Annotated in this window: 21 protein-coding genes; 3 read left to right on the top strand and 18 right to left on the bottom strand. The window is 61.2% G+C overall.

The window, feature by feature from the left end:
- Positions 1 to 177: 177 nt before the first annotated feature.
- From AC1DU8_RS08575 to rpsB, 16 genes are all read right to left on the bottom strand, one after another.
- The gene (locus tag AC1DU8_RS08575; RefSeq protein ID WP_457280570.1) at positions 178 to 969 is read right to left on the bottom strand and encodes a TrmH family RNA methyltransferase; all 792 of its coding nucleotides are present in this window, start codon (positions 967 to 969) and stop codon (positions 178 to 180) included.
- The gene (gene rnhB, locus AC1DU8_RS08570) at positions 966 to 1,583 is read right to left on the bottom strand and encodes a ribonuclease HII (RefSeq protein WP_457280569.1); all 618 of its coding nucleotides are present in this window, start codon (positions 1,581 to 1,583) and stop codon (positions 966 to 968) included. The genes AC1DU8_RS08575 and rnhB overlap by 4 nt, the downstream gene beginning before the upstream one ends.
- Entirely contained in the window at positions 1,555 to 2,691 is a 1,137-nt protein-coding gene (gene lpxB / locus AC1DU8_RS08565; RefSeq protein ID WP_477702205.1) for a lipid-A-disaccharide synthase, read from the bottom strand. The genes rnhB and lpxB overlap by 29 nt, the downstream gene beginning before the upstream one ends.
- Before the next feature lie 92 nt (positions 2,692 to 2,783).
- Positions 2,784 to 3,578: an acyl-ACP--UDP-N-acetylglucosamine O-acyltransferase gene (gene lpxA / locus AC1DU8_RS08560; RefSeq protein ID WP_457280567.1), complete on the bottom strand. Its 795-nt coding sequence runs from the start codon at positions 3,576 to 3,578 to the stop codon at positions 2,784 to 2,786.
- A 155-nt stretch (positions 3,579 to 3,733) separates the two neighbouring features.
- Positions 3,734 to 4,174: a 3-hydroxyacyl-ACP dehydratase FabZ gene (fabZ, locus tag AC1DU8_RS08555; RefSeq protein WP_457280566.1), complete on the bottom strand. Its 441-nt coding sequence runs from the start codon at positions 4,172 to 4,174 to the stop codon at positions 3,734 to 3,736.
- Positions 4,171 to 5,235 carry a UDP-3-O-(3-hydroxymyristoyl)glucosamine N-acyltransferase gene (gene lpxD, locus AC1DU8_RS08550; protein ID WP_457280565.1) on the bottom strand — a complete coding sequence of 355 codons (1,065 nt, stop codon included), beginning with the start codon at positions 5,233 to 5,235 and terminating at the stop codon, positions 4,171 to 4,173. The genes fabZ and lpxD overlap by 4 nt, the downstream gene beginning before the upstream one ends.
- 48 nt (positions 5,236 to 5,283) lie before the next feature.
- Positions 5,284 to 5,790, bottom strand: a complete 507-nt coding sequence (locus tag AC1DU8_RS08545; protein WP_457280564.1) for an OmpH/Skp family outer membrane protein — start codon at positions 5,788 to 5,790, stop codon at positions 5,284 to 5,286.
- Complete coding sequence (bamA, locus tag AC1DU8_RS08540; RefSeq protein WP_457280563.1) at positions 5,790 to 8,087, bottom strand: outer membrane protein assembly factor BamA; 2,298 nt, start codon at positions 8,085 to 8,087, stop codon at positions 5,790 to 5,792. The genes AC1DU8_RS08545 and bamA overlap by 1 nt, the downstream gene beginning before the upstream one ends.
- 13 nt (positions 8,088 to 8,100) lie before the next feature.
- The gene (rseP, locus tag AC1DU8_RS08535) at positions 8,101 to 9,474 is read right to left on the bottom strand and encodes an RIP metalloprotease RseP (RefSeq protein WP_457280562.1); all 1,374 of its coding nucleotides are present in this window, start codon (positions 9,472 to 9,474) and stop codon (positions 8,101 to 8,103) included.
- Position 9,475: 1 nt separating this feature from the next.
- Positions 9,476 to 10,663: a 1-deoxy-D-xylulose-5-phosphate reductoisomerase gene (gene ispC, locus AC1DU8_RS08530; RefSeq protein WP_457280561.1), complete on the bottom strand. Its 1,188-nt coding sequence runs from the start codon at positions 10,661 to 10,663 to the stop codon at positions 9,476 to 9,478.
- 13 nt (positions 10,664 to 10,676) lie between these two features.
- Positions 10,677 to 11,537, bottom strand: coding sequence for a phosphatidate cytidylyltransferase (locus AC1DU8_RS08525; RefSeq protein ID WP_457280560.1), 861 nt, complete (start codon positions 11,535 to 11,537; stop codon positions 10,677 to 10,679).
- Positions 11,537 to 12,277, bottom strand: coding sequence for a polyprenyl diphosphate synthase (uppS, locus tag AC1DU8_RS08520; protein WP_457280559.1), 741 nt, complete (start codon positions 12,275 to 12,277; stop codon positions 11,537 to 11,539). Before uppS ends, AC1DU8_RS08525 begins: the two co-directional genes overlap by 1 nt.
- Positions 12,278 to 12,303: 26 nt before the next feature.
- A complete protein-coding gene (gene frr / locus AC1DU8_RS08515; protein ID WP_457280558.1) occupies positions 12,304 to 12,864 on the bottom strand; it encodes a ribosome recycling factor in 561 nt (186 codons plus the stop codon).
- Between the two features lie 52 nt (positions 12,865 to 12,916).
- A complete protein-coding gene (pyrH, locus tag AC1DU8_RS08510; protein ID WP_036838012.1) occupies positions 12,917 to 13,627 on the bottom strand; it encodes a UMP kinase in 711 nt (236 codons plus the stop codon).
- Positions 13,628 to 13,688: 61 nt separating this feature from the next.
- Positions 13,689 to 14,603, bottom strand: a complete 915-nt coding sequence (gene tsf, locus AC1DU8_RS08505; protein WP_477726629.1) for a translation elongation factor Ts — start codon at positions 14,601 to 14,603, stop codon at positions 13,689 to 13,691.
- A 126-nt stretch (positions 14,604 to 14,729) separates the two neighbouring features.
- Positions 14,730 to 15,482 carry a 30S ribosomal protein S2 gene (gene rpsB / locus AC1DU8_RS08500; RefSeq protein ID WP_457280556.1) on the bottom strand — a complete coding sequence of 251 codons (753 nt, stop codon included), beginning with the start codon at positions 15,480 to 15,482 and terminating at the stop codon, positions 14,730 to 14,732.
- Between the two features lie 162 nt (positions 15,483 to 15,644).
- Between rpsB and AC1DU8_RS08495 the strand changes: the two genes are divergently transcribed.
- The 3 genes from AC1DU8_RS08495 (at position 15,645) to AC1DU8_RS08485 (ending at position 19,982) form a co-directional block, all read left to right on the top strand.
- Complete coding sequence (locus AC1DU8_RS08495) at positions 15,645 to 16,988, top strand: amidase (RefSeq protein ID WP_477726628.1); 1,344 nt, start codon at positions 15,645 to 15,647, stop codon at positions 16,986 to 16,988.
- A 121-nt stretch (positions 16,989 to 17,109) separates the two neighbouring features.
- The gene (locus tag AC1DU8_RS08490) at positions 17,110 to 18,369 is read left to right on the top strand and encodes a D-amino acid dehydrogenase (RefSeq protein WP_477726627.1); all 1,260 of its coding nucleotides are present in this window, start codon (positions 17,110 to 17,112) and stop codon (positions 18,367 to 18,369) included.
- 71 nt (positions 18,370 to 18,440) lie between these two features.
- Complete coding sequence (locus AC1DU8_RS08485) at positions 18,441 to 19,982, top strand: NAD(P)H-hydrate dehydratase (protein ID WP_477690052.1); 1,542 nt, start codon at positions 18,441 to 18,443, stop codon at positions 19,980 to 19,982.
- Positions 19,983 to 20,018: 36 nt separating this feature from the next.
- On the opposite strand, the gene AC1DU8_RS08480 is transcribed toward AC1DU8_RS08485, so the two are convergent.
- Together AC1DU8_RS08480 and rnr are read right to left on the bottom strand one after the other, a co-directional pair.
- Positions 20,019 to 20,588, bottom strand: a complete 570-nt coding sequence (locus tag AC1DU8_RS08480) for a YggT family protein (RefSeq protein WP_457280552.1) — start codon at positions 20,586 to 20,588, stop codon at positions 20,019 to 20,021.
- A gap of 75 nt (positions 20,589 to 20,663) precedes the next feature.
- The gene (gene rnr / locus AC1DU8_RS08475; RefSeq protein WP_477665849.1) at positions 20,664 to 22,985 is read right to left on the bottom strand and encodes a ribonuclease R; all 2,322 of its coding nucleotides are present in this window, start codon (positions 22,983 to 22,985) and stop codon (positions 20,664 to 20,666) included.
- Positions 22,986 to 23,058 lie beyond the last annotated feature (73 nt).

Raw genomic sequence — 23,058 nt, 5'->3', positions numbered from 1 at the left:
GACTGCGCCTGCGGCCCGGCAGAGCCGGTTCCGCGGCTCATGCTGGCTTGAAGATTCAGGGCGAATGCAGGGGAGTATTTCACCAGTGGGGGCCGCGGGTCCGGCTTTGCCGGCCCCAGGCGCCGCCCCCTGCAAGGGGAAATGGGCTACACGCAGTGAGCCTGGACGGGGGTGGGTCTATATCTTCAGCGAACTTGCGTACAGGCAAATTGCGGCCGCGGCTGCCACATTAAGAGACTCCTCGCCCCCCGGTTGGTCGATGCGGACCTTGAGCGCCGCCCGGCTCATGAGGTCGTCGCTAACGCCCTGCCCTTCGTGGCCCATGGCCCACGCACACGGCATAGGCAACTTCTGCTGATGCAAAAAGCTGCCCTGGTGCGAGCTGGTGACAACGATGGGCACGGTCAATGCTGCCAGAGCCTCGGGCTCCAGGCCTTCCACCAGCTGCAGTGCAAAGTGGGCGCCCATACCGGCGCGCAGCACCTTGGGCGACCAGAGGGCCGCCGTGCCCTTGAGGGCGAGAACCTGGCCAAACCCAAAGGCCGCCGCGCTGCGCAGGATGGAGCCCACGTTGCCGGCATCCTGTACCCGGTCCAGAATGACCGAGGATGCATGGGGTTGCGGGCTGGCGGGCGCCGGCAAATCCATCACAAAACCCATGCGCGCGGGTGACTCCAGGCCGCTGATTTCCGGCAGCATTGCATCGGGAATCACTATGTTTTTGATAGCTGCTTGCGCCCATTCAGACTGGCTTGCAGACCAAAATGATTCAGAAAAAACTGCGATGGCAGGTTTCAGGCCGCGCGCCAGTGCAGCACGGCATAGATGATCCCCCTCCAGCCAGACGCGGCCCTGCTTGCGGTACGCGGTGCTGTCTTGCGACAGTTTGCGCAGCTCTTTGATCAGGGGGTTGTCGCGCGAAGTGATGTACGTGGCGGAGCCGGAGGACCCGGAGAAGCTGGAACTCACCGCAAGACCTCAGCCACCGGCGCAAAGGACCTGCGATGCTGGGGACAGGCGCCGTGTTCGCGCAACGCAGCCAGATGTTCGGCCGTGCCGTAGCCTTTATGGTCGGCAAATCCGTACTGGGGATACTCAAGATGGAACTCCGCGCACCAACGGTCGCGGTAGACCTTGGCCAGGATCGACGCAGCGGAAATCGAAGGCACCAGCGCGTCACCACCCACGATGGCCTCGGACAGGATCACCAGTGTCGGCAGCCGGTTGCCATCGACCAGCACCTTGTTGGGCTTGAGGCGCAGGCCCTCTACCGCGCGCCGCATGGCCAGCATGGTGGCCTGCAGGATGTTGATGCTGTCGATTTCCTCGGCGGTTGCCAGCGCAATCGAGCAGCACAACGCTTTGGCGCGAATTTCGTCATAGAGTTTTTCGCGGCGCAAGGCCGTGAGCTTCTTGGAGTCGGCCAGCCCCTGAATGGGATTGAGCTCATCAAGAATGACGGCGGCCGCGACCACCGGGCCCATCAACGGTCCCCGGCCAGCTTCGTCCACGCCAGCCACAAGGCCAGGCGTATCCCATGACAAGGGTGTCTGCTCAGCTTTCAAGAATTTGCTGGATCGCATCTGTCGCCAGTTTTGAAGTGTCCCGCTGCAGTTCCGCATGCAGCGCGGTAAATCGTTGTTCTACGGCCGCTATTTTGTCAGGTGCCGAAGACTTTGCGTCAACCCATTTCAGCACGCCCACTGCCAGCGCCTCAGGCGTAGCGGCGTCCTGCAGCAGCTCCGGAACGACAAACTCCCGGCAGAGGATATTGGGCAGGCCCACCCAGGGCTGCAATTTTTTGCGCCGCATGATTTGCCATGACAGCCAGTTCATGTTGTAGGCGATCACCATGGGCCGCTTGAAAAGCGCCGCCTCCAGCGTGGCGGTACCGCTGGCGATCAGCGTTACATCGCATGCCGCCAGTGCACTGTGGGACTGGCCCTCGATGATCTGCAGATGGGGTTTCATTCCTGCCAGGTCGGCATGGCGTTCAATCATGTGCTTCAACGCGGGAATGGCCGGAACTATAAATTTGATAGCTGGTTGCGCACGTTGAATAAGGGCTGCAGCCTTAAAGAATCGTTGAGCGAGGTACTCTATTTCGGATTTCCGGCTGCCGGGAAGAATGGCCACCACGGTGTCTTCATCCTGCAAACCCAGTTTGCGCCGGGCCGCTGCGCGGTCAGGCTGCAGGGGTATGACATTGGCCAGCGGGTGCCCCACATAGGTCGCGGCAATACCATGAGCGGCCAGCAGCGCAGGCTCAAAAGGAAAGATGCACAGCACGTGGTCCACACTGCGCCGTATCTTTTCAACACGGTCGGCACGCCAGGCCCAGATGGAGGGGCTGACAAAATGCACGGTCTTGATGCCTTGGACCTTGAGCGCCGCCTCCAGGTCAAGATTGAAGTCGGGTGCATCAATGCCAAGGAAAAGGTCTGGGCGCTGATCCAGCAGGCGTTGCTTCAGTTGTTCGCGTATGCCGACAATCTCGCGGTAATGCCGCAATACCTCGACATACCCGCGTACCGCGAGCTTTTCACTGGGCCACCAGGCGTTAAAACCGCGACTCGCCATCTGTGAGCCGCCGATACCGTTTGACGTCAGTGCCGGCCAGCGGGCCTTGAAACCATCGAGCAGCAGGCCGGCGAGCAAATCTCCAGAGGTTTCGCCCGCGACCATCGCCACGCAGGGGGAACGGGCTCTCAGGGAATCCGCAACGGGGAGGCCTGCCTCTCTACGGGCTGGCAGAGGGCTTGGCTCCATCAACGACATAGGTCTTACCGGACAATGCCGCGCTGCGGCGAGGTTTGCTCCAGAAATGAAAGCATCATCTGCACGTCAGGCGCAGCATCCGGGTACTTTTCCGTCAGAGCGGCAATGCGCTCGCGCGATACGTCCAGGGTCAGGTCGTCACGGTACAGCGCTTTGTGCATGGCCTTGACAGCGGAAATTCGCTCCGGTGAAAAGCCCCGTCGCCGCAGCCCTTCAAAATTCATGGAGCGCGCCTCGGCCGGTTGTCCCTGCGCCATGACAAAAGGCGGTAAATCGGCAAACAGCAGCGAGCACATGGCGGTGAAGCTGTGGGCACCGATTTTCACGAACTGGTGCGCGACGGTGAAGCCGCCCAGAATCACCCAGTCGCCGACATGCACATGGCCACCCAGTTGGGTGTTGTTGGCAAAAATGGTGTTGTTTCCCACCACGCAGTCGTGCGCCAGATGCACATAGGCCATGAGCCAGTTGTCATCCCCCACACGGGTCACGCCAGTGTCGCCCGGCGAGCCGATGTTGAAGGTGCAGAACTCGCGAATGGTGTTGCGGTCGCCGATCACCAGTTCACAAGGTTCACCCGCGTATTTTTTATCCTGCGGAATTGCACCCAGTGAATTGAACTGGAAAATCCGGTTGTCACGGCCTATGGTGGTGTGTCCTTCGATTACGCAGTGGGCGCCCACGGTGGTGCCGGCACCAATCTTCACGTGCGGACCAATGACCGTATAAGGACCGACGCTCACCGATTCATGGAGCTGGGCTTGCGGACTAATAAGTGCGGTGGAATGTATAGCCGTCATGACAAAATCAACTGTTCAGCGAATAGGTCGGCCAAAAGCCGCATGGGCAAGTCCCCCTTCACACCGGGGCCGCGGGACTGGCTCCGCCAGACCGCAGGCGCAGCAGCCCCCTCGGGGGGCAGCGAATTACGCGAAGCGAAAAGCGTGGGGGCCATTCACGCGATCGTGCGCATGGTGCACATCAATTCGGCTTCGCAGGCAATGGTGTCACCTACCCTGGTGACCCCTTTGAATTTAAAAATGCCGGCCTTCATGCGGTCCAGTGTGACGTCCATGATCAGCTGGTCGCCAGGTTCAACGGGGCGCTTGAAGCGTGCGCCATCGATACCGGCGAAGTAATAGACCGTCTTGTCGTCGGGCGTGACGCCCAGCGTCTCGAAAGCCAGCAGCGCGGCCGCCTGCGCCATAGCTTCCAGTATCAATACCCCCGGCATCACCGGGTGATGGGGAAAGTGCCCCATGAAAAAGGGCTCGTTGATCGTGACGTTTTTGAGCGCCTTGATGCGTTTGCCTTTTTCAATTTCCAGCACACGGTCCACCAGCAGGATGGGATAACGATGCGGCAGCTGTTTGAGAATTTGGTGGATATCCATCATGATTTTTCTTGAGTGTGTCCTGAGTGCAGGATGGCTTTTTCGACCTCCCTGAGACGCTCACGAAGCGTATGAAGCTGCTTGAGCGTAGCGGCATTTTTTTCCCAGACAGCATTGTCGTCGATGGGAAAGAGCCCGGTGTAATGCCCGGGCTTCAAAATGGATCGGGTTACCACCGATGCAGCCGAGACATGCACACCATCGGCGAGCGTCAGGTGGCCCAGCACAATGGCGCCGCCCCCCACCGTGCAATGCGCACCAATCGTGGCGCTGCCCGCGACGCCGGCACAGCCGGCCATGGCGGTATGTTTGCCAATCCGGACGTTGTGGCCGATCTGAACCAGATTGTCGAGCTTCACACCATCTTCCAGCACCGTGTCCTGCAGCGCACCGCGGTCAATACAGGTGTTGGCACCGATCTCGACATCATTGCCGATCTGCACACCGCCGAGTTGCTCGATCTTCACCCACTGCCCCTGGTGCGACGCAAAGCCAAAACCGTCGGCGCCGATCACCGCGCCGGAATGTACGATGCAGCGCTCCCCGACGCGGCAGCCGTCGGCGACAGTCACGCGCGCCGACAATCGGGTGTTCGCGCCGATTTGCGCATGCGGCCCGACGACGCAATGCTCCGCAATCCGCGCATTTTCACCAATCGCCGCGCCTTGGCCGATGCAGGCAAATGCACCAATCGAAACGCCGGACGCCACAGTGGCAGAAGGATCGACATAGGCACTGGGGTGAATGTGCGGAACCACCTGCGGGGAATGCCGCCTCTTCCAGAGTTGGGTGACCAACGCAAAAGCGTGGTAAGGATCGTCTGTGACGATGCAGGCGCCCCGCTTGACTGCGGCCTCGCGCGCGGCGGGCGCCACAATGACGCAGACAGCCTCGGACTGCGCGAGCTTGGACAGGTATTTGGGGTGGCTGAGAAAACTCAGGTCCGCGGGACCGGCAGCCTCCAAAGTGGAGAGCCGCTCTATCTGCAGGCCGGGGTCGCCGACCAGTTCGAGCTGTACTGCACCGGCCAGGGATTCAACGATATCGGCAAGACGGAGTGTCACACTGCGCCTGCCATTTTCACGATGGTGATCGTGGTGAACACCCCGCAATCAACGGGAAGCGTTCAACGCCTTGATCACCTTGTCGGTGATGTCATGCTTGGGATTGACATAGACCGATTCCTGGAGAATCAGGTCGTACTTTTCCGTCTCAGCCAGCGTCTTCACAACTTTGTTGGCGCGTTCGATGACTTGCTGGAGCTCTTCATTTTTGCGGGTGTTCAGGTCTTCCTGAAACTCACGGCGCTTGCGCTGGAAGTCCCGATCCTGGTCAACAAGCTGCTTTTGCCGTGAAACGCGCTGACTCTCGGCAAGCGTTGGGGCTTCACGCTCAAACTTGTCGGAGAGTGTTTTCAGCTGGGTCGCCAGATCGTTCAGCTCTTTTTCACGCTTGCTGAATTCCTGCTCGAGTTTGGTTTGGGCGGCTTTCGCGGAATTGGCTTCCCGGAAAATCCGGTCAAGGTTGACAATCCCGACCTTGAACTCCTGCGCACTTGCGGAGAAACCCGCCAGTGCAATGGCAACGCCCAGGAAAATTTTGATTGAAAAATGCTTCATTAGAAAGATGTACCAATTTGGAATTGCAACCGCTCTATTCTATCGCCTGGCATTTTGCGCAGCGGCGTCGCAATAGCGATGCGCAAGGGCCCCACTGGGGAAATCCAGCTGATACCAATACCTGTGGAGGCCCGCAGGTCATTCACACGGAAACGTTCATTCTCACCAAAAACGTTGCCTGCGTCCACAAACCCATAAAGGCGCAAGGTACGGTCATTGCCCGCACCAGGAAACGGCGCAATGAGTTCGGCATTGAGCGTGAGCTTCTTCGGACCACCGATAGCGAGATCAGACGCATCGCGCGGGCCCAGTGAGCCCTGCTCAAATCCGCGCACGGAACCCAGGCCGCCTGAATAGTAGTTCTTGAAGAGCGGATAGGGCTGGCCACTCAGGCCTTTACCCCAGCCAAACTCGCCGTTAAGCGCAATCGTGAACTGCTTGTTGAGTGGAATGTATTTTTGAGCCTGGTAATTGGCTCGCACAAATTTAATATCGCCGGCAACACCCCAATCACCGTACACACGCTGGTACAGGCCCGAGGTAGGCACCAGCGCGCTGTCGCGGCTGTCGCGCGACCAGCCCACGGTCAACGGAATCGAGTTGCTTTTATAGCCAAACTGGTTCGCATAGTTCAGATAACTGACCGGCAAATTGGTACCCGGCACAATCGTCAATTGCTCGTAGCCAGTACCAAAATAAACCGTGTCGTTCTCGGTAAACGGAACACCGAAACGAATGCTTGCACCACGCGTTTTCAGGCTGTAGTCACCACCTTGGCCCGAGGTCGGCTTCGACGTACGGTCATAGACATCAATGGTGCGCGAAATACCGTCGGCCGTGAAATATGGGTCAATGGTGCTGAGCACAATCTGGCGGTTTGACTTGCTGGTGTTGACTTCAACGCCCAGGTAGTTGCCGGAGCCAAAAACGTTTTCCTGCTTGATACCGAATACCAGTGAGAGGCTGTCCGCGCTGGAATACCCCGCACCAAGCTGCAAATTACCGGTTGGTTTTTCAACCACGTTCACCGTAATGTCGACCTGGTCGTTTGTACCGGTCACTTCCTGCGTTTCTACATTCACATCGGTAAAGAAACCCAGACGGTCGACACGGTCGCGGGAAAGCCGGATTTTGTCGCCGTCGTACCAGGACGACTCAAACTGGCGGAACTCGCGACGCACAACTTCATCGCGCGTGCGATTGTTTCCGGCCACGTTGATGCGCCGCACATAAGCACGGCGGGATGGTTCTGCCTGAAGCACAAATGCCACGCGGTTATTGACACGGTCAATTTCCGGCACCGCTTCGACGCGGGCAAAAGCGTAGCCAAAAGTACCGAAATAGTCGCTGAACGCCTTGGTCGTTTCAGCGACCTCGTCCGCGTTGTAGGCCTCACCAGGCGTGATTTTCACCAAAGTCTTGAATTCTTCTTCCTTGTTCAGGTAGTTGCCTTCAAGCTTGACGCCCGAAACCACAAAACGCTCGCCCTCGGTCACGTTGACGGTGATGGCAATGCTTTGTTTGTCCGGGGAAATCGCAACCTGGGTAGAGTCGATCTTGAACTCGAGGTAGCCCCGCGAAAGGTAGTAGGAGCGCAGCGTTTCAATGTCGGCGTTGAGCTTGGTGCGCGAGTAGCGATCCGACTTGGTGTACCAGCTGAGCCAGCCCCCTGTATCAAGGTCAAAGAGGCTCAGGAGGGTTGACTCGCTGAACGCCTTGTTGCCTGTAATGTGGATTTCCTTGATCTTCGCGACATCGCCTTCGGTCACACTGAAAGTCAGGTTGACCCGATTGCGTTCGATCGGCGTGACTGTGGTGACAATTTCAACGCCGTACAGGCTCTTGTTGATGTACTGGCGCTTGAGCTCCTGCTCCGCCTTGTCGGCGAGCGCCTTGTCGAACGGCTGGCCATCCGCAACACCGGCCTCGCGGAGTGCCTTCTTGAGCGCGTCCTTGTCGAACTCCTTGGCACCCACAAAGTCCACGTCAGCAACGGTGGGACGCTCTTCAACGATCACCACCAATACGTCGCCACTGACTTCAAGCCGCACGTCCTTGAACAGACCCAGCCCAAACAGCGCACGAATGGCGGTGGAACCCTTGTCGTCGTTATAGGTTTCGCCGACCCGAAAGGGCAAGGAGGCAAAAATGGTTCCGGGCTCAACGCGCTGCAAGCCTTCAACCCGGATATCACGCACCGTGAAAGGGTCAACGGCCCAAGCCGAACTGGCTGCAAAAAGACCGGCGGCGATAGCGCAAACTGCACGAACTTTGAAGCGATTTATTTGTTTTTGCATGAAATGTAAGGAATTAGCCCAAAAGCCGGGTGACATCGTTAAACAGGGCAACGCACATCATGCCCAGCAGGATAGCAACGCCACCGCGCTGCAACCGGTCCATCCAGGCGTCGGACACGCCCCGGCCGGTGATCCCCTCCCAAAGATAATACATCAGGTGCCCCCCATCCAGAACCGGCAGCGGCAGTAAATTCAGGACGCCAAGGCTCACGCTGATAAGGGCCAGAAACAGCAGATAACTGCTCCACCCAAGGCTGGCTGACTTCCCCGCATAGTCCGCAATCGTGAGCGGGCCACTCAGGTTTTTAAGCGACGCCTCGCCGATGACCATTTTCCCAATCATCTTGAGTGTGAGCAGCGAAACCTGCCAGGTGCGGACGGCGCCTTGCCACAAACCATCGACAGGGCCGTAGCGCACCGTGACAAACTCGGGAGGAGACCCCACGTAGGCTTCAATCCGAGGGACCATCACTCCGTTCACCGCCTTGAGCTCAGGCGTCACTTGCAGCACTACGGATGCGCCGGCACGGCTGATTTGCCATGCCTGCGGGACGACGGAAGCCCCGGCGCCGGGCGAGCGGGCAGAGGTACGTATCACCTCGCGCAGCTGTTGCCCATCCACAATGGCCGTCTCGCCGATGCGAAGCACGAGATCGTCGGCACGCAGTCCGGATTTTTCGGCGGCGCCCCCGGGCATCACATTACCAATTACGGGACGGGTCCAGGGGCCGAGAATGCCAATTTTCCTGAACAGGTCGGCATCTGCTTCGGGTGCACCCAGCGTACTGAGCGGCAACCGCACAGTCTGCCCTGACGCTGCGCCATCGCTGCCAAGCACCAAGGTGAGGTCGCGACCATCCAGTGCACCTTGCGTGAGCCTCCAGCGCAAGTCTTCAAAAGAATGAACGACCTCCAGGTCGTCACCTTCAAAAGCCGCCTGCTGAACCGTTTCTCCGCCATCCAGGCCAGCCTTTTCGGCAAGCGATCCTGCCACCGGGCTGGCCAAAATGGCTTTGGGCTCCTGCAAGCCACTCCAGTTGACCACGGCATACAGCACTATGGCCAGCAGCAAATTGGCGGCCGGGCCTGCGGCCACCACGGCAACCCGCGATTTCAGCGGCTGGGTATTAAAAGCCAGATGGCGCTCGGATGGATCCACCGGGGCCTCACGCTCATCCAGCATCTTGACGTAGCCGCCCAGAGGCAGCATGCCGATGGAAAACTCTGTCGACTTGTTTTTGAGCTTCCAGGTGTAAATCGGTTTGCCGAATCCGATGGAAAATTTCAGAACCTTTATGCCACACGCCACTGCGACGCGGTAATGGCCGTATTCGTGCACGGCAATCAGGATACCGAGAGTCACAACGAAAGAAACCAGTGTCAGCATCTCAGGACTCCAGACCTTGGGTGATTTGAGTGGCAACGCGGCGGGCCTGCTCATCCAGCGCCAGCAAGCCCGCTATATCGTCCACCTGAGAGACTGCCGCGGCCTCCAAAGTTGCATGGTTTACATGATGAATGTGGTCGAAGCGGATGCGCCGGTCCAAAAAGGCCGCAACAGCAATCTCATTGGCTGCGTTCAGTACCACGCAAGTGCCCGGCGGCGCACGCAAACTCTCCCAGGCCAAAGGCAGGCAGGGAAAGCGCTGAAAGTCCGGGACCTCGAATGTCATGGCGGCCATACGGGCAAAATCCAGGCGCGCCGTGCCGCTTTCGATCCGTTCCGGCCAGGACAAGCCATAGGCAATCGGCACCCGCATATCCGGCGTACCCAGCTGGGCCATCACCGATGCGTCATGGAACTGCACCATCGAATGGATGATTTGCTGCGGATGGATCACCACCTCGATCTGCTCCGGCACGACACCAAACAGGTACTTGGCTTCAATCACCTCCAAAGCCTTGTTCATCATCGTGGCCGAATCCACAGAAATCTTGCGGCCCATCGAAAAATTCGGGTGCGTGCAGGCCTGCTCGGGCGTTACGTCGCGCAGAGTTGCCGGATCACGGGCGCGAAAAGGACCGCCCGACGAGGTCAGCATGATTTTTTCGATGCGCCGGGGCCACACCGCCGGGTCTTCGGGCAATGACTGGAAAATGGCCGAATGCTCACTGTCAATCGGTAGCAACCGGGCACCCCCTTCACGAACCGCCCGCATAAACACTTCGCCGCCGACGACAAGGGCCTCCTTGTTGGCGAGCAGCAGGCGCTTGCCCGCCTTTGCGGCCGCCACGCATGGGCCTAACCCGGCAGCGCCCACAATAGCGGCCATGACGGTATCCACCAACTCGTGTGACGCTATCATTTCGAGAGCGTCTTGCGCCCATAGAACCTGCACCGGAAGCTGATTTACCTTGATCTTCTCCGCCAGCAAACGGGCATGCGGCTCACTGGCCATCACCGCGTATTGGGGTTTGAACTGGGCGCACTGCGCCAGCATCAAGTCCGTTTGGGTTGCCGCGCTGAGGGCAAACACCTCAAAGCGCTCAGGGTGGCGGGCGATGACATCAAGCGTGTTGACACCAATGGACCCCGTGGAGCCCAAAACGGTCACACGCTGCTTTTCAAAGGACATACGGGAGCAAAGCCTAAAGGGTAACCAGCATCATCGCCAGGGGCAGTGTGGGCAATAGCGCGTCGACCCGGTCGAGCACGCCGCCGTGGCCCGGCAACAGGCCGCTGGAGTCTTTCACCCCGGCACTGCGCTTGATAAGGGACTCGACCAGATCGCCCACCACACTCATGGCGGCCAGGAAAATAACCGCCAGCAGCATGACGACCATGCCGTGATGATCAGCCAGCCGGCTGTAAAGCGTGGCGTCAGCCCAGAAGCCACCGCCAATGCCCGCGCGGCCCAGCCACACCCAGGCCAGCGACAGCGCCACCACACCGGCCATGCCGCCCCACACGCCCTCCCAGCTTTTACCCGGGCTGATTGAAGGAGCCAGCTTGCCCTTGCTGAACCGGCCTCCCAGGGCGCGACCCGCAAAGTAGGCAAAGATATCGGCCACCCAGACCAGCAGCAGAACGGACAGCAAAAAGTCAATGCCTGCCACACGGGCCTGTGCCACAGCCAGCCAGGCGACCAACAACGCAGCCAGCCCCCCTGGAAGGCGAATTACTTTGGGTATGCGCGGCCAGCCCGCCACGCCATTGCGCAGCAACCAGCCACCGGCAAGCACCCAGGCAGCACCTGCAGCAGCCCAAAGAAGCGGCAGCGGCTTTACGAGCAGGCCAAAGTACCACGCGAGCGCGCACAGCCCGACACAAACGGCGGCGAGCCCCACAGAGGCTCCCTGCCCGAGTGCATTCAGCCGGCCCCACTCCCAGGCACCCGCAGCAATCAACAGCAGCGCGACGGCACAAAAGGGCTCTGGCGTCTTGTAGAAAAGGGCTGGCAGCAAAATAGCCAGAAGGACAATCGCTGTGATCACGCGCTGTTTAAGCATCAGGCAGCCTTTGTATTTTCATTGGTGCTGCGGCCGCTGACCTGGGCGGAGGTCTTGCCGAAGCGTCGTTCGCGAGTCCGAAAGACGGCTATCGCCTCGTCCAGCGCCGTCTCGTCAAATTCAGGCCACAACTTGTCGGAGAAATGCAGCTCTGAATAAGCTGCCTGCCACAGCAAAAAATTACTGATCCGCAATTCACCGCCTGTGCGAATCAGCAGATCCGGGTCCGGCACGTGCGCCAGTGCCATCTCCCTGTCCAGCGACAGCTCGGTAATGGCTTCACCGCGGCTGGCCAATCTGTTGGCAGCCTGGGCAATATCCCAGCGGCCGCCGTAGTTGAAGCACACATTAAAAACCAGCCGTTGGTTGGTGGAGGTGTCGAGCTCAGCTTGCGCCAGCCCTGCCTGGACTTTCTCGGAAAGCCGCAGGCGGTCTCCGACAAAACGCAGTTGCACGCCGTTGGCATTCAGGCTGGGGACTTCCTTGGAAAGAGAATAGGCAAGCAACTCCATCAGCCCGGACACCTCTTCAGCCGGCCGGTTCCAGTTCTCGGAAGAAAAAGCGAAAACCGTGAGGACGCCGATGCCGCGGTCCAGGCATGCGCGAACGCAGCGGCTGAGCGAATCAACGCCCTGCTTGTGGCCCGCAATGCGGGGTAAAAACCGTTTGGTCGCCCAGCGACCATTGCCATCCATAACGATGGCAACGTGGTGCGGGACTATGGGATGGGCGGTGGCCATGGTGAATCAGGCCAGACGACGAGGCGTCAAACCGCCATGATGTCTTGTTCCTTGCCGGCGACCAGTTTGTCGACTTCGGCAATGAAACGATCCGTGAACTTCTGGATATCGTCCTGCGAACGGCGTTCGTCGTCTTCAGAAGCGAGCTTGTCCTTGACGAGTTTCTTGACGCCATCATTGGCATCGCGGCGCAGGTTGCGAATAGCCACTTTGGCGTGCTCCCCTTCGGCGCGCACGACTTTGGTAAGTTCGCGACGGCGCTCTTCGGTCATGGCCGGCATGGGCACGCGGATCAGGTCACCCTGCGCGGCCGGATTGAGTCCCAGGTCTGAATCACGGATGGCCTTTTCGATCTTGGCGCCCATGCCTTTTTCCCAGGGCGAGACGCTGATGGTGCGGGCGTCGAGCAGCGACACATTGGCCACCTGGCTGATCGGCACCATGGAGCCGTAATAATCAACATGCACGGTATCGAGCAAACCGGGGTTGGCGCGGCCAGTGCGGATCTTGGTCAGGCCATTTTTGAACGAGTCAATGGACTGCTGCATCTTTTGCTCTGCCTGCTGCTTGACTTCAACAATGCTCATGGTCGAATCTCCGGATTTTTATAGCGAAAAAGAACAAGCTGGGACAGGAGGCTCAGACGTGAACCAGGGTTCCCTCGTCCTCGCCCTGCACGACGCGCTTGAGCGCACCATGCTTGAAAATACTGAACACCTTGATGGGCAGCTTCTGGTCACGGCACAGCGCAAAAGCGGTGGCATCCATGACCTCGAGGTTTTTGCCCATGGCTTCATCAAACGTGATGTTGGTGTAGCGCGTGGCTTTCGGGTCTTTCTTGGGGTCCGCAGTGTACACACCGTCGACCTTGGTGGCCTTCAGCACGATCTCGGCGCCGATCTCCGCGCCGCGCAATGCGGCTGCCGTATCGGTGGTGAAAAACGGGTTGCCGGTGCCGGCCGCGAAGATGACGACCTTGCCTTCTTCGAGGTACTGCAGGGCTTTGGGACGAACATAAGGCTCGACCACGCGCTCAATGCCGATGGCCGACATTACGCGAGCGATCAGCCCGGCCTTGTCCATCGTGTCGCCCAAGGCCAGCGCGTTCATCACGGTGGCCAGCATGCCCATGTAGTCGGCGGTGGCGCGGTCCATGCCGACGGAACCGCCGGCCACACCGCGAAAAATGTTGCCGCCGCCGATCACGACCGCCACTTCGACACCCATGCGGGTGACTTCGGCAATCTCTTCCACCATGCGCACGATGGTCGCGCGGTTGATGCCAAAGGCATCATCCCCCATCAAGGCCTCACCTGACAGTTTTAACAAGATTCGCTTGTAGGCTGGCATGTGAGAGCTTTCTTTGTTGGGTTGTCTGAAGTTTAGCGGCCTTCCGGCTGGACTGAAATGCTCAAGCAGCCTTGGCTGCGGCGACCTGGGCGGCGACTTCGGCAGCGAAATCGTCCACCTTTTTCTCAATGCCTTCACCCACGACATACAGCGTGAAAGACTTGATCGTTGTCGCTTTTTCCTTGAGCATTTGCTCGACGGTCTGCTTGTCGTTCTTGACGAAAGTCTGGTTGTACAGGCTGACTTCCTTCAGGTACTTCTGCACGCCACCTTCGATACGCTTTGCAACAATTTCAGCGGACTGGACGGCCTTGCCTTCAGCCTGTGCCTTGGCGGCATCTTCAGCGGCCTTGGCTGCAGCAACCGAGCGCTCCTTGGCGACCAGTTCGGCGGGAACTTCAGCGCTGGACAGGGACACGGGCTTCATCGCGGCCACATGCATGGCGACATCCTTGGCTGCGGCTTCGTCGCCTTCAAACTCCACGACTACGCCGATACGCGTGCCGTGCAGGTAAGAGGCCAGCTTGCTGCCCGAGAAACGCTTGAAGCGGCGCACGCTCATGTTTTCGCCGATCTTGCCGATCAGGCCCTTGCGCACGTCTTCGACCGTCGGGCCAAAGCCGTCAAGCGACAAAGGCATGGTGCCAACAGCTTCCACGTCGGCCGGGTTGTTCTTGACAATCCCTTCGACCACTGCCTTGGTGAAGGCCAGGAAGCTGTCGTTCTTGGTCACGAAGTCGGTTTCGCAATTGATTTCCACCAGCGCGCCCACATCGCCTTCGCGGTGCGCAGCCACAACGCCTTCGGCGGTGACGCGGGAAGCGGCCTTGCCGGCCTTGCTGCCGAGCTTGACGCGCAGGATTTCTTCGGCTTTTTCGAAGTTGCCTTCGGCTTCGGTCAGTGCTTTCTTGCACTCCATCATGGGGGCGTCGGTCTTGGCGCGCAGTTCAGCGACCATGCTTGCAGTAATTGCCATCTTTGATTCTCCGTTTTGTCGTTTTGACACGCTGGAAGCGATCAATTCGCACCCAGCTTTTCGTTAGGTTGTGAAAAAGGGGCTACGCGAGCCCCTTTTTCGCGTCTGGCGCAGAGCCGAAAACTATCAGGCGGCTGCGTTTTCCACTTCCACGAACTCATCCGAGCTCTCAGCCGAAACCGCCTTGACGACGTCGTTCACGGCATTGGCGCGGCCTTCGATGATCGCGTCGGCGATACCGCGGGCGTACAGGGCGACAGCCTTGGAGGAGTCGTCATTGCCGGGGATCACGTAGTCGATGCCGATAGGCGAGTGGTTGGAGTCAACCACGCCGATCAGGGGAATGCCGAGTTTCTTGGCTTCCAGGATCGCGATTTTGTGGAAGCCCACGTCGATCACGAAAATGGCGTCCGGCAGGGCGTTCATGTCCTGAATGCCGCCGATGTCTTTTTCAAGCTTTTCGATTTCGCGCTTGAAGGTGAGCTGTTCTTTTTTGCTGATGGAATCAAGGCCGGCTTCCTGCTGGGCCTTCATTTCCTTCAGGCGCTTGATGGAAGTCTTGACCGTCTTGAAGTTGGTCAGCATGCCGCCCAGCCAGCGCTGGTCAACATAGGGAACACCTGCGCGCTTGGCTTCGGTGGCGACGATGTCGCGAGCCTGGCGCTTGGTGCCTACCATCAGGATGGTGCCGCGGTTGGCAGACAGCTGCTTCGCGAACTTCATCGCTTCCTGGTACATCGGAAGCGACTTTTCCAGGTTGATGATGTGAATACGGTTGCGATGGCCGAAGATGTAAGGGGCCATCTTGGGGTCCCAGAAGCGGGTTTGGTGTCCGAAATGAACGCCTGCTTCCAGCATTTCGCGCATAGTGGTCGACATAGGAATACTCCAAAAGGTTGTGTCTAAAATCAGCGCTTATCGTCCCGTTGGCCTCTTTCGAGATTTCCGGGGCAACACCTTGAGTGGCTGATTTGCGATTTGCCTTGCAAACAACAAAATCGTCATTTGCAAAGCCTGTCGAGTATAACACCCTCCTGACCCATGAGCCAGATACCCCCCTCAGGCGACCTCCATGCCACTCGCCAGGCCATGACCGCCGGTCAGACCTCCCCCCAGCGGGTTTTCGAACAGGCCCTGGCCACGGCCCAAAGTGACGCCTGCCGCCACGTTTTCATGCCGGGGAGCCCAAACCTCGCCGGAACGGCGGAAAACCCCGTTTCGAACGCTGCAGGCCTTCCGCTTGCCGGTATCCCGGTATCGGTCAAGGACCTGTTCGACGTGGCAGGCCAGACCACCGCAGCCGGATCCACCGTGCTGGCAGGCGCCGCGCCTGCCGCAGAAGATTGCCCCGCCGTGGCACGTCTGCGTGCTGTCGGTGCCACGTTCATGGGGCGCACCAACATGGTCGAGTTCGCCTTCTCCGGCGTCGGCATCAACCCGCACTACGGCACACCCGTCAACCCGGCCGACCCGAAGGTGGCGCGTATTCCCGGGGGCTCGTCCTCCGGTGCGGCAGTCTCGGTGGCCACGGGTGCGGCCCTGGTCGGGCTCGGCTCCGACACCGGCGGATCGATCCGTATCCCGGCGGCGCTTTGCGGCATCGTCGGCTTCAAAAGCACCGCGCGCCTGGTGCCCACGCAAGGCGCCCTACCCTTGTCCACCAGCCTGGACACCGTGTGCGCCCTGACCCGTTCAGTGCGCGACACAGTCACCGTGCATGAGGTCCTGGCGGCACGCAAGGTCCAACTGGCCGGCAAACCTCTCGCCTCCTGTCGCCTGGCCGTTGCCCGCACCGTGATGCAGGACCACCTGGACAACACCGTCGCCGAGGCGTTTGGGCGCAGCCTGCGAATCCTTCGCCAGGCGGGCGCGCATATTGAAGAAATCGACCTGGAAGAGATCGGCGAGCTGGCCGCCATCAATGCCACCGGCGGCCTTTCGGCGGCGGAAAGTTATGCCTGGCACCGAACGCTGATCACCAGACACCAGGCCGAATACGACCCGCGCGTGGCCTTGCGCATCCTGCGCGGCGCCGGCATGAGCGCGGCCGACTACATCGACCTGCTGGCCGCCCGCAAGGCCTGGGTGGCCCACATGGAAACATGCCTGCAAGGCTTTGACGCCGTGCTCTCGCCCACCGTCCCCATCGTCGCGCCGCCGATCGCCGGTGTGCTGGATGACGATGCCGAATTTTTCCGGGTCAACGGCCTGCTGCTGCGCAACACCTCCGTGGTGAACATGCTCGACGGTTGCGCCATTTCCCTGCCTTGTCACACACCCGGCCAGTTGCCCGTGGGCCTGATGCTCTGGCATGCGGCGTTGCATGACGACGCGGTGCTGGACCTGGCCCTGCAGGTGGAAGCCGCCCTGGCGAATTCGCTATAAAAACAATAGCTGCTTGCGCTCATCCCCATTGGCTTCAAAGCTCTTTTCCTATAAAAATGTACAAAAACATCTCTCCAGCCCAGCGCCCCGTGCCTGCCCCACATGACCGCGCGAGCCTCGCATGAGGGTTGCCGTCATTGGCGCCGGCATCATCGGCATTACCACCGCTTACGAGCTGGCCCTGGACGGCCACGAGGTCACCGTCTTTGAACGCCGCGGTGCGGCGGCCGAGGAAACCAGCTTTGCCAACGCCGGCCTGGTAGCGCCCGGCTACGTCACGCCCTGGGCCGCGCCGGGCATGCCGGGAAAAGTCATCAGCCATCTTTTCAGCCGCCACGCGCCGGTCAAGCTCGGCCTGCCCCTGTCAGGCCGCGACCTGGCCTGGATGTGGAAATGGTTCCGCGCCTGCAAGCTCGAAACCTACCTGGCCAACCGCGCACGCATGCAGCGACTGGCCTTCTACAGCCGCGAAAGGCTGCACTACCTGACGGCCGAACTGGAGCTCGAGTACGACGGCAGCCCCGGCTACATGGTGCTGTTGCGCTCTGAAAAAGACAGCAAGCTGGTGCAGCCGGGCCTGGCCGTGCTGCGCGACGCCGGCGTGGTGTTCAAGGAAATCGGCCCCGACGAGGTGCGCAAGATCGAGCCGGCACTGAGCCCGGACACCGACTTCCTGGGCGCCGTGCACTTGCCGAACGACGAGGTAGCCAATTGCCGCCAGTTTGCCCTGCTGCTGAAGAACGAAGCCCAGCGCATCGGCGTGAATTTTGAGTTCAATACGGCTGTAGCCCAATTGGAACGTGCGCAACCAGCTAGCATTTTGATAGCAGGCGAAACCGCCCCACGCGGCTTCGACCGTGTGGTCGTGTGCGCCGGCCTGGCCTCCGCGGAACTCCTGAGGCCGCTGGGCCTGAAGATTCCCATGGCAGCGGTTTATGGTTACTCCATCAGCGCGCCGATCCGCGAACCGCTGAACGCACCACGCAGCGCACTGATGGACGAGCGCTACAAGGTCGCGATTTCCCGCCTGGGCAACCGCGTGCGCGTGGCGGGCAGCGCCGAAATCGGCGGCACGCTTGAAAGCAAACGGGCATCGTCCATCCAGACGCTGTACAAGGTGCTGCACGACTGGTTCCCGGGTGCGGCCCAGCTCTCCAACACCGGCGCCAGCGTGCAGGAATGGAAAGGCGCCCGGCCCATGCTCCCCGACGGGCCGCCCATCATCGGCGACAGCGGCATTCCCGGCCTCTGGCTCAACCTGGGGCATGGCTCCAGCGGCTGGGCCCTCAGCTGCGGCAGCGCGCGGGCGCTGGTCGACCTGATGGCCGGCAAAAGCGCGGACATCGACATGGAAGGCCTGGGCATCGCCCGCCTGGGCTGAAACCACCCCGCGGCTACGCCCAAAGCCCGGCCTGCCGGGTTTTTTACTTTGCGGGGCCGCACAATCGGGCCATGCGAAAAATTTCCAGCGCCCGCAGCGAGCCACTTCACAGTGTGGCGGCCTCGCGTGAACTTGAACGGCATGCCGCCGCCGGGCTGCCGCCCCACACGCTGATGCAGCGAGCCGGCCTCTCGGTGGCGCGCCTGGCGCTGGCCCTGGCGCCGCATGCGCAGCGCATCTGGATCGCCTGCGGGCCAGGCAATAACGGCGGCGACGGTTTTGAGGCCGCCATGCATCTGCACCAATGGGGCAAAACAGTGGTCGTAACCTGGACCGGCCTGCCCGCCGGAAAAACCAGCCTGCCGCGCGACGCCCATGCCTCGCGCGAGCGCGCCATCGCCGCGGGCGTGCCCATGGCGGCGCAACCGCCCGATGATTTTGATTTCTGCATCGACGCCCTGTTGGGCATAGGCGGCGCGCTGGACCCTGAGCGCCCAGGCACGGCCTTAATCCTGGAGTGGCTGGCGCGAATGCAAGCCGGCAGTGCGCCGCGGCTGGCGGTGGACGTGCCGACCGGCCTGGACGCGGACACCGGGTCTGCTACACATTTGATAGCTGCTTGCGCCCATTCACCGGACGCTACGGCCATTTTTACCTTAAGCCTTTTAACCTTGAAGCCGGGGCTGTTCACCGCCGGCGGCCGGGATTGGGCGGGCCAGGTCTGGTTTAACGATCTTGGCGTCCATGAGACGCAGGCTGCAACACCAGGCCAGACCGACGCCTGGTTGCTGGGCGCCGACCGGGCCGGCCAGCCGCCCCGGTCAGCCAACGCGCATGCCAGCCACAAAGGCAGCTTTGGTGACGTGGCCGTGCTCGGGGGAGAGTCCGCCGCCCACAGCCATATGGCGGGCGCCGCGCTGCTGGCGGCGCGGGCCGCCCTGCATGCCGGCACCGGCCGGGTATTTGTGGCGCTGCTCGGCAAGCCAACCATCGCAGTCGACCCGCAACAACCGGAGCTGATGTTCCGCGCGCCCGAGGCGCTGGACCTCGCACAGCAGGTGGTGGTGTGCGGCTGCGGCGGCGGCGAGGCCGTCAGGGCCATGCTGGCCAGGGTGCTGTCGACAGCCAGGCGGCTGGTGCTGGATGCCGATGCGCTCAATGCCATTGCAGGGGACACGCAGTTCCAGGCGCAGCTCATTGCACGTCACGGCCGCGGCTACCGCACGGTGCTGACACCGCACCCGCTGGAAGCCGCCCGGCTGGCCGGAACCACAGCGGCCGCGGTTCAATCCGACCGGCTGGCTTCGGCCCGGCAGCTTGCCGAACGGTTTCAGTGTGTGGTGGTGCTCAAGGGCTCAGGAACGGTGATCGCGGCGCCGGGCCGCAGCAGCGCCATCAACAGCACCGGCAACGCCCTGCTGGCCACGGCCGGCACCGGCGACGTGCTGGCGGGCATGGTGGGCGCACGGCTGGCGGCCGGGCTGGAGGCTTTCGACGCCGCCTGCAGCGCCGTGTTTGCACATGGCCGCCTGGCCGATGACTGGGCCGCCCAGGCCCCGGGTATGGCCCTGACGGCGTCGGAACTGGCCCGTGCACAAGGCCATCACAAGTGACCTGCGCGGCAGATGGCAGATGAGGCCGATGAGGCCTTACACCAGGATCATCAGCGCGATTTGAATCAGGACGATGAGCACCAGCGCGGACAAATCCACGCCGCCCACCGTGGGGACCACGCGGCGCAGGGGTGCCAGCAAGGGCTCGGTCAGGCGCCCCAGCAAACCATACGCGGATGATCCCGGCTGCACCCACGAGAGGATGGCAAAACCGAGCACCAGGATGAACAGGGTTTGCAGCGCCACCCGGATCAGCATCTTCAGCGCAAAGGACAGCAGCGTCAGCAATACGACAGGCGCAGCCCCGGCAGTCCACACGGTACCCCCCAACAGCAGGCCAAACAACAGGCCCCACAGCAACGCATAGGCCACTGCCAGCAACACGGCCGCCAGAATGCTGGCCCAGTCCACCCGGGACTGCATCACCGGCCTGGGCAGCACGCGGCGCAAGGGCTTGACCAGCCAATCGGTCACGGCCATCACAAAACGGCCGGGCTGGGCCGTCATGTTGACCCGGACCCAGTTCATCCAGGCTCGCAGCAAAGCCGCTGCAATCAACAGGAAGAACAGCGTTTCAAGCAGGAAGGCCAATACGCGTATCAGCATGGGCGGCGTGCCTTATGCGCAGGGAACACAGTCGGGAAAAAGGGTTTGAACTGAAATCTCATGGTGTCCCGATGCCTAACGGCGCGGCTTCTTGCCCTGCTTGCGGCCCGGCGGATTGCCTGCCGCCTTCTTGACAGCCGCCTTGAGGGCCTGGATGGGCGATTTGGGCGCCCTTTCACTGCTGCTGGCGCCGCGGCTGGCTGTGCCGCCGCCGCGGCCGCCTGAGCGCGACTCCGAGCGTTTTCCAGCGCCTTTGCTGCCCGCCTTGCCGCTTCGGGGCTCCGCCGCATGGCGCGAGGCGCCGCGTTCCTGTACAGGCAGTTCCGCCGCATGGCCGCCTGTCTTGTCCTTCATGGCGCGTCCGACCAGGTCCTGGCCCTCGTTCACCAGGCGGAAGTCGATCTTGCGGCCGTCCAGGTCCACCCGGCTGACCTGCACCCGCACCCGCGTGCCGATGGCATATCGGATGCCGGTGCGCTCGCCGCGCAGTTCCTGGCGAGCTTCGTCGAAGCGGAAGTATTCGCCACCCAGCTCGGTGATGTGCACCAGACCTTCGACGTACATCGCATCCAGTGTGACAAAAATGCCGAAGCCCGTGGCCGCGGTGACGACGCCACCGAATTCCTCACCGAGATGCTCGCGCATGTACTTGCACTTAAGCCAGGCTTCCACGTCGCGGCTGGCTTCGTCGGCGCGGCGTTCGTTGGCGCTGCAGTGCAGGCCGGCCGCCTGCCAGGCGAGTTCGTCGGCGCTGGCTTTTTTCGGTTTTTGCGTTGGTTCCTTGACGCGCGCGGCCAGGCGTTTGGACAGCTTGGCCTCAGCCTCGCCCGGCGTGGGCAGGGTCGGGAGCTGGTACTTGGCCTTGTTCAGCACAGCTTTGATGACGCGGTGCACCAGCAAATCGGGGTAGCGCCGGATCGGGCTGGTGAAGTGCGTGTAAGCCTCGTAGGCCAAACCGAAGTGGCCGCTGTTCATCGGCGTATAGATTGCCTGCTGCATGGAGCGCAGCAGCATCGAGTGGATTTGCTGTGCGTCAGGCCGGTCCTTGGTGGCCAGCGCGATCTTCTGGAATTCGCCGGGCGCCGGGTCATCGGTGATGGTCATGCCGATGCCGGCCGCCTTCAGGTAGTTGCGCAGCATCTCCTTCTTCTCGGGCGTTGGGCCTTCGTGCACACGGTACAGGCCCACGTGCTTGCTTTGCGAGATGAAGTCCGCCGAGCAGACGTTGGCCGCCAGCATGGCTTCTTCAATCAGCCGGTGCGCCACGTTGCGGGTGCGGGGGACGATTTTTTCAATCCGGCCTGCTTCGTCGCAAACAATCTGGGTCTCGGTGGTTTCAAAATCCACCGCGCCGCGTTCGCCACGCTCCTTGAGCAGCGCCTGGTACACGTCGTGCAGGTCGAGCAGGTGCGGCACCAGCGCCTTGCGCTGCGCAGCTTCAGGGCCGCGTGTGTTGGCCAGGATGGCGGCGACCTCAGTGTAGGTAAAGCGCGCCTGGCTGAACATCACCGCCGGGTAGAACTGGTAGGCGTGGACCTCGCCCTTGGCATTGACCAGCATGTCGCAGACCATGCACAGGCGCTCGACATTCGGGTTGAGCGAGCAAAGGCCATTCGACAATTTTTCCGGCAACATGGGAATCACGCGGCGCGGAAAATACACGCTGGTAGCGCGGTCGTAAGCGTCGATGTCGATGGCGCTGCCGGTTTCCACATAGTGGCTCACGTCGGCAATCGCCACCAGCAGGCGCCAGCCTTTGCCGCGGCCCACTTTGGCGGGCTCGCAATACACGGCGTCGTCAAAGTCGCGGGCATCTTCGCCGTCGATGGTGACCAGCGGCACGTCCGTCAGGTCAACGCGGTGCTTTTTGTCGGCAGGCCGCACGGCGTCCGGCAGGGTTCGGGCCAGGGCCAGCGCTTCGTCGCTGAATTCATGCGGCACGCCGTACTTGCGCACCGCGATCTCGATTTCCATGCCGGGGTCGTCGATCTCGCCCAGTACTTCCTTGACGCGGCCCACAGGCTGGCCGAACAGCGCCGGCGGCTCGGTGAGTTGCACTACCACCACCTGGCCGGCCTTGGCCGTGCCGGTAGCGCCCTTGGGGATCAGGACGTCCTGGCCGTAGCGCTTGTCTTCGGGTGCAACCAGCCAGACGCCGCTTTCCTGCAGCAGGCGGCCGATGATGGGATTCGAGGATCGCTCAACGATTTCCGTGACGCGGCCCTCGGGCCGGTTTTTGCGGTCGTGCCGCACGATGCGGGCCTTGACGCGATCCTTGTGCAGGACTGCACGCATCTCGTTGGGCGGCAGGTAAATATCTGCTTCGCCGTCATCGCGCAATACGAAACCATGGCCGTCTCGGTGGCCGGAAACGGTGCCCTCGAATTCAGCGAGCAAACCGGATGAATGGGCGGACGATCCGCCCGGATGGGAGTGAGTTGTTTTGATAGAAAGTCTCTTTTCGTTGGAG

The sequence above is a fragment of the Polaromonas sp. P3_A5 genome, assembly GCF_056403055.1.
This window is presented reverse-complemented; position numbering and strand designations above follow the sequence as displayed.